We start from the raw sequence: 13,537 nt of genomic DNA, 5'->3' as shown, positions 1-13,537 counted from the left end.
CTTTATTACTCCTTATCATAACGCAAAAAAGCTCCCCCTAACAACGAAAGGGAAGCTATATAACATCAATTAAGTACTTTTACACGTACCTTCTTACGTCCAAAATTATATGCTTTGGATTTAGAAGGCATAAATAAGTCAATTTTGTTTCCTTTTATGGCACCACCAGTGTCACCAGCTACCGCATAGCCATAGCCTTCTACCCACACTTTAGAGCCTAGTGGAATTACTTTAGGATCTACGGCAACTACTTTCACATCTGGATTAGATTTTAGATTAATCCCAGTTGTAGTAACACCAGAGCATCCATTGCAATAAGCGGTATAAGCGGTCGCTGTTACATAGAACTCTTTGCCGTCACTAGTATCCGAAGCCCCGCGAGATACACTAGCAGTCACTACTTTTGTTCCAACTGCAACTACTTTTTTCGTAGGCTCTTTAGTTACTTTTTCACTGATAACATTACGAGATACTTCTATCCCGTTTTCTTTTATCACATCATATGTACGTGAAACAGTTCCTTTTTCGCCTGCTTGCACTACTTTTTCTTTCCCTTTTAATAGCGAGTCATCTTTTTTCGTTTCTACTGCAAAGTTTGTAGCTTCCTCAACTACATCGGTGACCTTTTCTACTCGCACCACTTTTATAACGGAATCTGGGATGACCTTCTCATCCATTTGCCGTTCTACTCGGTCGAATTCATTCAATTGAATGCTATGTTGTTTTAAAAAGTCAGCGACCGTAGTCGAAGTGGACCATACCTTCTTCTCTTCATTACCATCTAAAAGCGTGACTTCAAACGCTTTTTCAACTGCAATTTTGTTATTCGGTCCAACCTCTGCATCCGCAGCAGGTGTTATAGCATCATGTTCATTTATTGGAACATCTGCTTTTGCGAGTATTTCTGAAACTAAATGTTCAGTAGTGTTGATTGTTTGAATTTCACCGTCTACTGTGATTTCTATTTGTCTAGCCTGCTCCCACTCAATCGCTATATTATTTTTGATTGAAGTGTTCAATGAGGGTTTTAAAAAGTCTTCGTTTGCAACTACTATGTTATGTTGTTTTAGTAGTTCTTCGACTGTATTTGCATGTGTTAAAATCTCTTGTTGTTCACCGTTGACTGTTAAAGCAACAGTTTTCTTTGTTCCTTCGAATAATACGAAAGAAACCACTGCAAGAAACAATAGTAAAGATGCAATAGTTACTAGTGTTTGCTTGCTCCTCAATGAATGAAAGAACAGGTTTTTCATGGAATTATTTGACATGAAAAACGCCTCCTTGTTCACTCGAGTGATTATATAGAGTACTCGTCATCTTGTCAACTTTTTATATTTTTTTGCACTATTCAAATATGACGAATCCCCACTGTGGTAAAGTTGTGTTAATGTTTACCTAATTTCATCCGAAATGCGGAAAAATTGTTCTGCATTATTCGTTGTTGCTTCCGCCACTTGTTCAATTGGAAGCCCTTTTAACCTTGCGATTTCTTCCGCAACTAAAGTTACAAGTGCAGGCTCATTTCTTTTTCCCCGATGAGGGTGGGGTGCCAAATAAGGAGCATCCGTTTCAATCAATAAATGTTCTAAAGGAATTTCCGTAGCTACTTCCTTAGGCTTTTTAGCATTTTTAAAAGTTACTGGACCTCCCAGTGAAATTTTGAAATTCATGTCGATACATTGTCTCGCTGTTTCGACACTTCCTCCAAAACAATGCATAATTCCACCAGTTAAATAAGCATCTTCTTCTTTTAAAATACGTACAACGTCTTCCGTTGCATCTCGATTATGAATGATAATCGGTAAATTTACTTTTTGAGCTAAACGAATTTGTTTTCGGAATAATGTTTGTTGGATTTCTTTTGGTGATTTATCCCAATAATAATCCAATCCTGTTTCACCGATTCCTACTACTTTTTCATGCGCAGCAAGCTCTTCTATCCATTGTAGATCCTCGTCTGTGCAATCGATTGCATCAACCGGATGCCAACCAATTACCGCATAGATAAATGTATATTGGTCCGCCAGCTTCATTGCTCGTTCGATTGTTTTACGATCAAAACCAACAACCACCATTTTCATTACGTTTGCTTCCAGTGCACGATCAATTACTTCTTGTAAATCTTCATCGTATTGATCGGCGTTCAAGTGTACATGTGTGTCTATAAACATTCCATTTTCCTCCTTTGTTACCACAAATATTATGTATAATAGTATTTTCAAATAGTATTCAACTAAAATTATATAGCTTATTAAGGTAAACTCGTCAAAATAATTTATATCGCTTTTACTTAGAAAACATGATACTTCTTAAAGAGCAAGTTTTATCCCGCATTAACGAGCAGTGAGACTCCCACTTCAAGATTTAAGAAAAGCGAATAGATAGGGGAAAGATCAGCTGCCCGTAAAAGCACGATTCAATGATCGCAGACAAAGTACGCAACATCGTGTTGCTCCTGCGCAAAATAAAAGAGCGTTTGCAACGTCTGTGTGACCCACATCGTGTGGGCCTCAACTAACAATCAGTGGGGAAAGCGGACTAAAAGCGCGACATCCATGTCGCAACGTCCGCACTAGCACGTCCTGTGCGTCGAAAAACCACCACTGATAGAAGTTTCACTTTATCACTTAATCTTATTTCGAAGTTAAATAAGACCTGTCACTTTTTCAGCAACAGGTCTATTTTAACCAATTATTTCACTTGTGCGCCATTTTCAAGTTTTTCATCTACTGTTGCTAGTGTTAAATAACCATCTTTTTCACCAGCGAGAATCATCCCTTGAGAAAGTTCTCCTCTAAGTTTTACTGGTTTTAAGTTAGCGACTACAATTACTTTCTTGCCAACAAGATCTTCTGGCTTATAGTGTTTCGCTATTCCTGAAACCACTTGACGTTTTTCATAGCCCATATCCAACTGCAGCTTCAATAGTTTATCTGCCTTTGGAATTTGTTCGCACTCTATAACCGTAGCTACTCGCAAATCAACTTTAAAGAAATCATCGATTGAAATCTCTTCTGATTGAACTTCCTCTTCTACTTCTTCCTGTGGTGTTTGCACAGAGCCACGCATCTGGTCGCGAATGTAAGCTACTTCCACATCGACATCTAGACGAGGGAATATCGGCACTCCCGTTTGGATTACTTCTATTCCATCTCCAATTACATGGAAGTTTCCAAGCTTATCCCATTCCAAATATTCTTCTGTCAATCCAAGCTGTTTTATAATTTCTTTCGGACTATTCGTCATAAATGGTTGGATTAATATTGCTATTTGACGTAAGCTTTCGGCTAAGTTCGTCATTACGGCTGCTAACTGACCACGAAGTGCCTCATCTTTTGCCAGTACCCATGGTTGTGTTTCATCTATATACTTATTAGTACGAGAGATAAAAGCCCATAATTCGCTCAATACAATACTAAATTGCATTTTCTCCATGCTCTCTTCATACTTTATAATTGTTTCTTTTGCAAATTCCTGAAGCGCTGCATCAAACTCCGTAGGTTCACTTAAAGCCGCTGGAATTTTTCCGTCAAAGTATTTATTAATCATGGAAACTGACCTATTTAACAAATTACCTAAATCATTTGCCAAATCGAAGTTTGTACGCTCTACAAATGATTCTGGAGAAAATACGCCATCTTGTCCAAATGGAAGCTCACGCAACAAGAAATATCGTGTTGCATCTAAACCGTAACGTTCTACTAACATTTCTGGATAAACAACATTTCCTTTAGATTTAGACATTTTACCGTCTTTCATCATGATAAATCCATGTGCAAATACCTTTTTAGGTAGTGGTAAATCTAATGCCATCAAGAAAATTGGCCAGTAAATTGTATGGAATCTTACAATATCCTTCCCTACTACATGCACATCTGCCGGCCAATACTTTTTAAATAATGAATCGTCATCTGATAAATATCCAAGAGAAGTAATGTAATTGGTTAAGGCATCTACCCATACGTATATAACATGTTTTGGATCTCCTGGTACTCGTATACCCCAATCGAATGATGTTCTGGAAACAGATAAATCCTCTAAACCAGGCTTAATAAAGTTATTAATCATTTCATTTTTTCGAGACTCTGGTTCAATAAATTCTAAGTTCTCTTCATAATAAGTCAAAAGACGATCTGCGTATTTCTTCATATTAAAGAAATACGACTCTTCTTTTACTTTATGAACAGGTCTGCCACAGTCCGGACAGTTGCCATCGACTAACTGGCTCTCTGTAAAGAATGACTCACAAGGCGTACAATACCAACCTTCGTATTCACCTTTATAAATATCCCCATTGTCCAAGAAACGTTGAAATATTTTTTCTACCGTTTTTGTGTGACGTTCTTCAGTTGTCTGAATGAAATCATCATATGAAATGTCCATTAAAGCCCATACTTTTTTTGCAGCTTCTGCAATTTCATTTACATAGGCTTGCGGCTCCATTCCTGCTTCTTGAGCTTTTTCTTGAATTTTTTGACCGTGCTCATCCATTCCAGTAAGGAATCTGACATCATAGCCTCTTAGTCTTTTGTAACGTGCCATTGCATCGGATGCTACTGTTGTGTACGCAGTACCAATATGAAACTTGCCACTTGGATAGTAAATAGGCGTTGTTAAGTAAAATGTTTTTTGTTGATCTTTCAATGAAAAATGCCTCCAATGCGAAAATCTACTTTATATTCTATTCTATCTAAACGGCGTATTTGTTTCAAATAATTAATAAATCTAAAGCATATTTATCCAATAACACTTACCTGAGTAATTTATTAAATAAAACAGTTAATATTTCAAAATAATAACTATTTTTTATTTTATTAATCAAATATTTATCTATAATTATATTAAATAGTCATATTTTTATCATATAACGCAAGTATTTTGTTAATTTAATTATTGACGAAAATGGTATTACTTGGTATGATATTATGTATGAAAGAGATTTATGTCGAATATTGACGAAAAATTTGTACTCTTGAGAGGAGAAAATTTATAATGAAATCTACAGGTATTGTTCGTAAAGTTGATGAATTAGGACGCGTAGTTATTCCGATTGAACTTCGTCGTACATTAGGTATTGCAGAAAAGGATGCATTAGAAATTTATGTAGATGATGATAAAATTATCTTAAAAAAATATATGCCAAACATGACTTGCGCTGTAACTGGTGAAGTTTCAGATGATAACCTTCGTCTTGTTGGCGGTAAATTAATTCTAAGCCCAGAAGGTGCAGAATTACTAATTAAAGAAATTCAAAATAACTTAAAATAAAAAAAGCATCCGTATTCTTTGTTAGAATATGGATGTTTTTAATTATTCTACATGATAGTTTTGATAAACCTCTCTTTTTGGTAAACCTCTTTGGATCGCTACTTCTTTAATAGCCTCTTTTGTAGTACATTGGTTTTCTTCTATAATACGGTTCACATGTTCTTCTATACTTAGCTTCTCCCACCAGGAAGTTTCTAATTCATCCAATGCTTCATCACTACCATCTAATACGATACAAAATTCACCACGGATTTCATTTTGCTCTGCCCAATTTACTGCATCATCAATTGTCCCTCTTAGAAACTCTTCAAACTTTTTCGTTAGCTCTCTCGCTAATACAATTTGACGAGTACCTTCCATAATGGATTGCATATCTTTTAGCGATTCCTTTAACCGATGTGGAGATTCGTATAAAATAATCGTCTCCTGTCTTTTTTGAAGCTGTGTAATTTCTGCTTTTCGTTCTTTTTTATTTCTACTTAAAAATCCATAAAAGAAAAAAGGTTGTGTCGATAGCCCTGATGCGATTAATGCACTTAGCGCAGCATTTGCTCCTGGAATCGGTACGACAGCAAACCCTTCGCTGACCGCTTTTGCCGCAATATCTGCACCAGGATCTGAAATACAAGGAAGTCCAGCATCACTCACTAAGGCTATACGTTTTCCCTGTCTTAATAGATCTAAAATCTTTTCTCCACCGGCTTGCTGATTGTGGTCATGATAACTCATTAGTGGCGTCGATATCTCAAAATAATTACAAAGTTTTTTCGTGTTACGGGTATCTTCTGCTGCTATCATGTCTACTTCTTTTAATATGCGAATGGCACGCATCGTCATATCCTCTAAATTTCCGATAGGCGTTGCAACCAAATATAAGCAGCTACTTTGTTCGTGCTCCGTCGATTTCTGAGATTTCATCATTTATTTGTCCTCCCATATAATGAGTCTTTTGCTTCCTCGATAATTGTTTAAAAGCATATTCTGCCTGCAATGCCTCCCGTTTCGTTTCAAACGTTTCATGAAATATACAGACAACTGGGCGTTTTGCTCTTGTATATTTTGCTCCTTTTCCCTCATTATGCACCGTAATTCTTTTGGTTAAATCATTGGTGTAACCTGCATAATAGGAACCATCATTACATTCCAAAACATAGAATGTATGAATTTTTTCATTCTTTTCCATATAACATCTCTTTTACTTCTTCTGTATATTGCCCATCTACTCCATATACATATAAAGGAGGTAAAATTTTTAAATCTGGCTTGCCATCTTTTATTGCTTCAATTAATAGTGTATTTGCTTCTTTTCCTTCCTTTGGATAAACAAAACGAATACGCTTAGGCTCTAATCGATTAGCTCTCATCGCAGTTACAATATCAAGTAATCTTCCAGGTCGATGAACAAATGCCGCTTTTCCACCTTGTTTTAACAATTCGCTTGCAGAAATGACTGCTTCCTCTAGTGTGAGATGAATCTCATGCCTTGCTATCGCTAAATGTTCTTTTAAATTTCGTTCACTCGCTTCATGAGCTGGAAAATAAGGCGGATTGCAAGTAACAACATCATATTTTTCCGATCCAATTTGTGTTGCAATTCCTTTTACATCGCCTAGCCTAATCGTAATTTGTTCTGAAAGTTTGTTGTATGCAATACTTCTTGTGGCCATATCTGCAAGTCTTTCTTGTAATTCTATCCCTATTATTTCTGCACTTGTACGTGCGCTTAAAAATAATGGAATGGCTCCATTTCCCGTGCACAAATCTACCATTTTTCCTCTTTTAATCGGTACATATGTAAACCTTGATAATAAAACAGCATCCAATGAGAATGAGAAAACAGAAGGACTTTGAATAATACGCAAATCCTCTGCCAATAAATAATCGAGCCGCTCGTCATCCTTTAACCATTGTTCCATCATTGATTCCTCCAAGCATTAGAAAAGCACAAGCGCCTATTTCTGCCCCGCGGGGTAAGGCACTGGAGCTAGATTGATACTAAGTAAAAAAGTTTATACTTTCTTACCTCAAAATAAAAGACTGACACCCTCTTTTGGAGTGGCATCAGTCAATTGGTCATACGTTTTGTTTATTTAAAAATGATAAGCAAAATAGACAATCTTCTTCTTTGCGAGAGCTTCCAAAATGAACATGGCAAACATGGTAGCCTTCTTGATAAAGTCGTGCTAAATTGTCATGACCTTCTCCAATGTCTGCCTTGTTTAGTCTTTCTTCTCGAGCTTTCTCATTTAATACTTCTTTTTCATGCATTTCATCGAGTCTTTGCCTTAAATGGTTGTTCTCTTGTTGTAGCGTTTGATGTTCTTCTACCATTATCGCCACAAATTCTTTTAAAGCTCGAAATTGCAGCTGCGTGGACTCTAGTTGTTTTTCAAATTCTATAATTGTATCTAAAAAATTTCGGTCCATCACACATTCACCTCATTGCCTCGACCATTCTACCGGATTTTCCGCATGGCTAATAATTTCTTCTAACGTGTAATCTAATACTCTTTGGGGATCATTTAACTCTATACGCAAAACTCGCTCTAAAATATTCATACTTACTACTCTTCCAAAACCATCTGGCGTTTCGATTCTATCACCAATGTCTGGCATCTGTTCTCTTGCTTCTTCGTACTCATCATTTTCATACTTTAAACAACACATTAAACGTCCGCATAGCCCAGATATTTTCGATGGGTTCAACGATAAGTTTTGGTCTTTTGCCATTTTAATAGATACTGGTTCAAAATCACCTAAAAATGTAGAACAGCAAAGCATACGTCCACATGGACCAATGCCCCCTAGCATTTTAGCTTCATCACGAACACCAATTTGTCGAAGTTCAATGCGTGTTCTAAATACAGAGGCCAAATCCTTTACTAAATCACGAAAATCTACTCGACCTTCCGCAGTAAAATAAAAAATAATTTTGTTTCTGTCAAATGTATATTCAACGTCCACAAGTTTCATCTCTAAAGCTCTTTCTAGAATTTTCTCTGTTCCTAAAGCTAAAGCTTGTACGGATTCTAAACGATTTTCTTCTACTTGAATACGATCCTTCTCAGTAGAAGGTCTTACTACCTGTTTTAAAGGAAGCACAACATCATGTTCTCCTACTTGCTTAATCGGTACAACAACTTTGCCGTACTCGACTCCCCTAGCAGTTTCTACAATCACATAGTCGTCTTTCTCTAGCGCAAAATCAACTGGATCAAAATAATATATTTTACCCGCTTTTTTAAAGCGAACTCCTACAACTTTATACAAAAGTAAATACCTCCTGCAAGTTTAGCATTAACTGCTCCATCATCAGTGTCCGGTTCATATTCTTATGCAAGTTTTGTTTTGCATGTAAAATTATTTCTAATTGCTTGGATAATTGCTCATAAGTAGTTTGTAGAGCAACTTGATTCCAATAATGGATCATATCCGGATAAGTACAGACTGCGACGTTACTTGCTTTTATAGCTACTATATCACGATAAGCGAATAGTAGTAAATCTAATGCTTGTTCTGCTTGTTCCTTTTCTTTAAGCAATGGTCCAAAGTCTTCATGAATACACATCAATGCATCTTGAACACTTTTTCCACTCGCTTCAACTAATTTTAACACTGATTTCCTTGCAAGTCCAAACTGCTCGTCCTTGGCTAGTATAATCGCTTCTTCCACTTGATTTGTCATTCGACAAACAGTAGAAGCCATAGAATCAGTTATTCCCTCTTTGACAAGTCTCTGTTTTAGAATAGATTGGGGCATAGCAGCTAAACTTATATGCTGACATCTAGAACGGATGGTTGGTATTAATGCATGCATTCTATCAGTCAAAAGTAATGCCGTTATTTCACTTTGGGGTTCTTCTAAAAATTTTAATAATGTATTAGCAGCACTAGCATTCAATTGATCTGCATGATGAATAACATATATTTTCCGACCGGTTTCAATTGCAGTTTTACTCATTTCTTGAATAAGATCATCTATTTGACCTCTTTTTATAAATTGTCCGTCTGGTTCAAGCTCTTTAAAGTTTAAGTGATTATTTGATTTTAATCTCTTACAACTACGACATGTTTCACATGGAACATTTTCTACAGGACTTTCACATAATATTAGTTGTACAAAAAATTGCATCACTTTTACTTTTCCAGTACCTTTTGCGCCTTCTATAATATACGCATGTCCTATGCGTTTTTTTTGAATAAGTGATTGTATTTGCTTTATAGCGACTGGTTGTAGTTTATCTACGGCTTCAAACGACCAGTTGTTCATCTTGTCACCTTCTTTTTATTCAATTCCTCTTGATTATCTGCAGTTTGTATTTTTGTTAGCTTTACATACGGGAAAAGTGATTAATAGAGAGCTACAATCATAGGAGGGTACTGAAATATAGATTACCATTTATATATAAATTCTTTTATCTCTTAAAAACTCCCGTGTCTCGCGATTGGCGAAAACACGGGAGTTTACGTGTAAAGGTTAATAAGTAGACCTTTTATTTCTCCAATTTTGTCTAACAGATCAATGGAGCTTTTCTCTTGGTCTAAAATCTCTTCGGCTAGTTCCACTAATTTCTCGTCAATTGTTTCCACAATCTTCAACTTTCTACCTTCACCAAAACGATTCCATGTATGAGATTGTTTTAACCCCATTCCAAAATCTACGGCTTCTTGTAGAAATTTTCGAATTAGCATTTTAAACTTTGCCATATCACGTAAATTTCTTGATCGTACAAGACGATCTCCTGCAGTTGAAATATCTCCTAACAGTTTAGTTATTGTTTCCGTTTGCATTCTTTGTTCATGCCTAGTAACCATTTGTCCAAAGTTTGCAGATCGTGGGCCATTCTGGATAGAATCTTTTCTTACTTTATCTATTCCTACTCGTAAATCTTGATTTATCTTCAATCTTTTCTACCCCTTCCCTCACTATTAAAAATGATGGAATTGTTCAATCGGTAGAACAAATACTGTAGCTCCTCCAACTTCAACCTCTACTGGGTATGGAATATATGAATCTGCATTTCCTCCCATTGGAGATACAGGTGCAACCATTTGCTCTCGTGCTCGACAATTATCTCTAATCAATTCTAAAGCTGAAGCCACTAATGAGTCTTCAGTACCGATTAAAAAGGTAGTATTTCCAGATCGTAAAAAACCACCTGTACTTGCCAGCTTTGTCGCTCTAAATTTTGCTTTTGTTAAAGCATTGGATAATCGATTACTATCCTGATCCTGTACTACCGCTACTATCAATTTCATCGATACTCACTCCTTTTGTATTTCTTCTTTTTATTATAACACGAATTATCTAATTATTTCTAATTGGCTTTTTATTACTTTATATACTTCTTCTAAAACTGTTTCCACAGAGCAAGAAGCATCAATTACTTCAATACGTTCTGGGTACTGATCAGCTAACGATAAATAACCTTCTCTGACTTTTTCATGGAACATTAAACTTTCTACATCTAACCGATTTTTTTCACGATTTTTATGTGCATTGATTCTGGCAAGTCCCACACTAGGTTCAATATCGAAAAGAATCGTTTTATCCGGCATTGTATCACCAATTGCAAACTTATTGATAGCTAGTATTTCTTGTACACCGATGCCTCTTGCAAAGCCTTGATAAGCAAGTGAACTATCTATAAAACGGTCACATATAACTATCTTCCCCGCATCAATAGCAGGCTGTACCTTTTCCACTAAATGCTGTCTGCGAGCTGCCGCATATAGTAAAGCTTCGGTACGACTCTCCATCATTATATGCTCGTTATCTAAAATTATGTTTCTAATTTTTTCAGAAATCATAATCCCACCAGGCTCTCTTGTCATTACAACGTCGTAGCCTTCTTCTTTTAATTTATCTCCCAGTAAATTCATTACTGTAGTTTTTCCGGCTCCCTCAGGACCTTCACTAGTTATAAAATACCCTCTTTTTTGCACACTTAATCCTCCACTACATATATTAACTTTTCCGCTAGTCGATGTTCACCTTGAAATACCGCACCTTTTTCTAACCATTCTTCCAATTCCGTGAGCATTGTGACCGTGATTTTCTCTCCTGGTATTATTAAGGGTATTCCCGGTGGGTAGGGAATCAACATAGCTTTTGCTACTCTTCCGATGGAACGCGCATATGGAATCCATTCTCCTTGTTTTCCACTTAATACACCTACACTCATTTGCAATGTGGAAAGAGATTGCTGAATCATTGGATGGTCCTCACTTGGACTATTTGGCACTTCTTTTCGTAATTCATCTACTGCCTGCTTTATACGCTTCCTAATATCTGCAAAAGGATATTCATGCTCTCCTTTTAATAAAGGTAAAATTAATAATACTTGATGTGTATCGGCTAATTCTACATATATATTCTGTGCTTCCAAAGCTTTTTGTACTTGAAAACCAGCATAATTCCCAACTCGTATTAACAGTTTTAGTGGGTCATCTACTTGTAATACCTGCAGATGAGGAATAGTTTCCAATGCATCGACAAATAACTTTCTTCTGTCCATAAAGTTTTTATAATCTATCTCATTGTATCTTTCTACGTAACTCCTTGCATCATCCAGTGATGCAAGTAAAAGATAGGATGGACTGCTAGACTGTAGCATTCTTAAATACTTATTTATAGCATTTTCCTCAATTAACTTCGAATTAAAATGTAAAAAAGAGCCCATCGTCAATGCTGGTAATGTTTTATGTGCTGATTGAACAACTACATCGGCTCCATACGCTAACGCAGACTTCGGAAATTGCTTATTAACTTGAAAATGAGCCCCGTGAGCTTCATCCACTAATACTGGTATATTATTCATGTGACACAAGTCGATAATATCCTTTAATTCAGAGGAGGCAACACCATAATAGCTAGGATAGGTGAGTACAACAGCCCTAGCCATAGGATACTGTTGTATTGCTTTATTCATTACTTCTAATGAAACGTAAGAGGCAGTCTTCGTTCGCTCATCCCATTCTGGTGTTACAAAGATAGGCTCTGCGCCAACTAATTCAATCGCATGAAAAATTGACTTATGAGCATTTCTTTGTACAATAATTTGCTCTCCAAACTGACAAGTAGCATAAATCATTGCCAAGTTTCCTACCGTTGTTCCATTTACTAAAAAGAAGCTTTTCTGTGTTTCATATGTAACAGAAAGTAGTCCTTCTGCTTCCTTAATTGCTTCTTCTGGATGATGATAGTCATCTAATCCACTTAGCTCGGTCAAGTCATATCGCATAGTTTCTTGTATTACTTTTGGCAAGTTTGATAATAGTCCGTTCTTATGTCCAGGTACATGAAAAGAAATGTTTCTTTGACTATAAAATTTTTCTAATGACTCGACTAACGGTCGTTTTTCCTGCATGTTATACTACCTCACAATATCCCTATTAATTCTCTTCTTTCATTATACATGAATTGAGCTTTTTTATGTTTCTCTCTGTCTTATATAGTCGCACATAACTAGGGAAACTGCGCGGTAGTGAGTTGAATGAAGTGGACGCTTGGATTTCCGCTACAGGGCGGACGCTTTCCGCCGGCTTGGCTTCAGACGCTTCCCTTGCTCCTGCGCAAGCTCGTCGCAAAAGTAAATTTCGCTACCCTCAGTCCAGGGTCTTCAGCATTTTAGGAACAAAGGCTAAGAACGCCACATCGTGTAGCAACGCCTTCGAGGCCAACATCGTGTTGGCCTCGGCTGAAGTTGCCGCCCTTTCGCTACAATCCACCGTATTAGCTAACTACTCAGCTTTACCACTTTCAATCAAATTTACTTTTAAAAGCGATAATGCTTAAGAGATGTTATGGTTGAGTAATTCGAACTTTTTCCTGCTAAATGCAAGCACTTTATTAGAAAGAAATTCCCATTGATTGTAGCGGAAGGTGGCGACTCCGACGGGATTAAGCGGGACAGTTGAGACCCCGCAGGAGCGTTAGCGACGAGGAGGCTCACCGCCCGCCCCGCGGAAAGCGTCCACCTGCAGCGAAAATTCTAGCGGTCACTTAATAAAACATTCTACCGCACAGTTTCTCTATATAGCGCTCCACATAAATAAGGCATATCATTAAACTATCCGTATTTCTAGCTTTTATAGTTTCCTAACCAACAAAAAAGCCGCTACCGATTACTCGGTAACGACCTTTTATATTTGCCCAGCGACGTCCTACTCTCACAGGGGGAAACCCCCAACTACCATCGGCGCAAAAGAGCTTAACTTCCGTGTTCGGTATGGGAACGGGTGTGACCTCTTTGCCATCATCACTAGA

14 protein-coding genes and 1 rRNA gene are annotated in these 13,537 nt (G+C 37.0%); 1 reads left to right on the top strand and 14 read right to left on the bottom strand.

What is annotated here, in order from left to right; all coding sequences use genetic code 11:
- Positions 1 to 65: 65 nt before the first annotated feature.
- The 3 genes from FG382_RS21510 to metG all read right to left on the bottom strand — a co-directional run bounded on the left by FG382_RS21510 (position 66) and on the right by metG (position 4,644).
- A complete protein-coding gene (locus FG382_RS21510; protein ID WP_142540908.1) occupies positions 66 to 1,268 on the bottom strand; it encodes a resuscitation-promoting factor in 1,203 nt (400 codons plus the stop codon).
- A gap of 123 nt (positions 1,269 to 1,391) precedes the next feature.
- Entirely contained in the window at positions 1,392 to 2,171 is a 780-nt protein-coding gene (locus tag FG382_RS21505) for a TatD family hydrolase (RefSeq protein ID WP_142540907.1), read from the bottom strand.
- A gap of 520 nt (positions 2,172 to 2,691) precedes the next feature.
- A complete protein-coding gene (gene metG / locus FG382_RS21500) occupies positions 2,692 to 4,644 on the bottom strand; it encodes a methionine--tRNA ligase (RefSeq protein ID WP_142540906.1) in 1,953 nt (650 codons plus the stop codon).
- A 348-nt stretch (positions 4,645 to 4,992) separates the two neighbouring features.
- Here metG and FG382_RS21495 point away from each other — a divergent pair, with 348 nt between their 5' ends.
- The gene (locus FG382_RS21495) at positions 4,993 to 5,268 is read left to right on the top strand and encodes a transition state genes transcriptional regulator AbrB (protein ID WP_142540905.1); all 276 of its coding nucleotides are present in this window, start codon (positions 4,993 to 4,995) and stop codon (positions 5,266 to 5,268) included.
- A gap of 42 nt (positions 5,269 to 5,310) precedes the next feature.
- Here FG382_RS21495 and rsmI read toward each other — a convergent pair whose 3' ends face one another.
- The 11 genes from rsmI to rrf form a co-directional block, all read right to left on the bottom strand.
- Positions 5,311 to 6,186 carry a 16S rRNA (cytidine(1402)-2'-O)-methyltransferase gene (rsmI, locus tag FG382_RS21490; protein WP_142540948.1) on the bottom strand — a complete coding sequence of 292 codons (876 nt, stop codon included), beginning with the start codon at positions 6,184 to 6,186 and terminating at the stop codon, positions 5,311 to 5,313.
- A complete protein-coding gene (locus FG382_RS21485) occupies positions 6,149 to 6,451 on the bottom strand; it encodes a GIY-YIG nuclease family protein (RefSeq protein WP_142540904.1) in 303 nt (100 codons plus the stop codon). Before FG382_RS21485 ends, rsmI begins: the two co-directional genes overlap by 38 nt.
- Positions 6,438 to 7,184 (bottom strand): tRNA1(Val) (adenine(37)-N6)-methyltransferase, encoded by a 747-nt coding sequence (locus tag FG382_RS21480; RefSeq protein WP_142540903.1) that lies wholly within the window; start codon positions 7,182 to 7,184, stop codon positions 6,438 to 6,440. The genes FG382_RS21485 and FG382_RS21480 overlap by 14 nt, the downstream gene beginning before the upstream one ends.
- A gap of 157 nt (positions 7,185 to 7,341) precedes the next feature.
- Positions 7,342 to 7,698: a DNA replication initiation control protein YabA gene (yabA, locus tag FG382_RS21475; RefSeq protein WP_142540902.1), complete on the bottom strand. Its 357-nt coding sequence runs from the start codon at positions 7,696 to 7,698 to the stop codon at positions 7,342 to 7,344.
- Positions 7,699 to 7,707: 9 nt separating this feature from the next.
- Entirely contained in the window at positions 7,708 to 8,538 is an 831-nt protein-coding gene (locus FG382_RS21470; protein WP_142540901.1) for a PSP1 domain-containing protein, read from the bottom strand.
- On the bottom strand, positions 8,531 to 9,538 hold the full coding sequence (locus FG382_RS21465) for a DNA polymerase III subunit delta' C-terminal domain-containing protein (RefSeq protein WP_142540900.1): 1,008 nt from the start codon (positions 9,536 to 9,538) through the stop codon (positions 8,531 to 8,533). Before FG382_RS21465 ends, FG382_RS21470 begins: the two co-directional genes overlap by 8 nt.
- Before the next feature lie 194 nt (positions 9,539 to 9,732).
- Positions 9,733 to 10,173, bottom strand: coding sequence for a YaaR family protein (locus FG382_RS21460; RefSeq protein ID WP_142540899.1), 441 nt, complete (start codon positions 10,171 to 10,173; stop codon positions 9,733 to 9,735).
- Between the two features lie 24 nt (positions 10,174 to 10,197).
- On the bottom strand, positions 10,198 to 10,527 hold the full coding sequence (locus FG382_RS21455) for a cyclic-di-AMP receptor (RefSeq protein WP_142540898.1): 330 nt from the start codon (positions 10,525 to 10,527) through the stop codon (positions 10,198 to 10,200).
- 45 nt (positions 10,528 to 10,572) lie between these two features.
- A complete protein-coding gene (gene tmk, locus FG382_RS21450; protein WP_142540897.1) occupies positions 10,573 to 11,214 on the bottom strand; it encodes a dTMP kinase in 642 nt (213 codons plus the stop codon).
- Positions 11,215 to 11,216: 2 nt separating this feature from the next.
- The gene (locus FG382_RS21445; protein ID WP_142540896.1) at positions 11,217 to 12,638 is read right to left on the bottom strand and encodes an aminotransferase class I/II-fold pyridoxal phosphate-dependent enzyme; all 1,422 of its coding nucleotides are present in this window, start codon (positions 12,636 to 12,638) and stop codon (positions 11,217 to 11,219) included.
- 783 nt (positions 12,639 to 13,421) lie between these two features.
- Positions 13,422 to 13,537: ribosomal RNA gene (gene rrf, locus FG382_RS21435) — 5S ribosomal RNA — on the bottom strand.

Origin of the sequence: Psychrobacillus lasiicapitis (assembly GCF_006861795.1) — a bacterium.
In the GTDB taxonomy this organism is placed as follows: domain Bacteria; phylum Bacillota; class Bacilli; order Bacillales_A; family Planococcaceae; genus Psychrobacillus; species Psychrobacillus lasiicapitis.
Note: the sequence above shows the minus strand (reverse complement) of the source record. Positions and strands in the feature narration are given on the sequence as shown.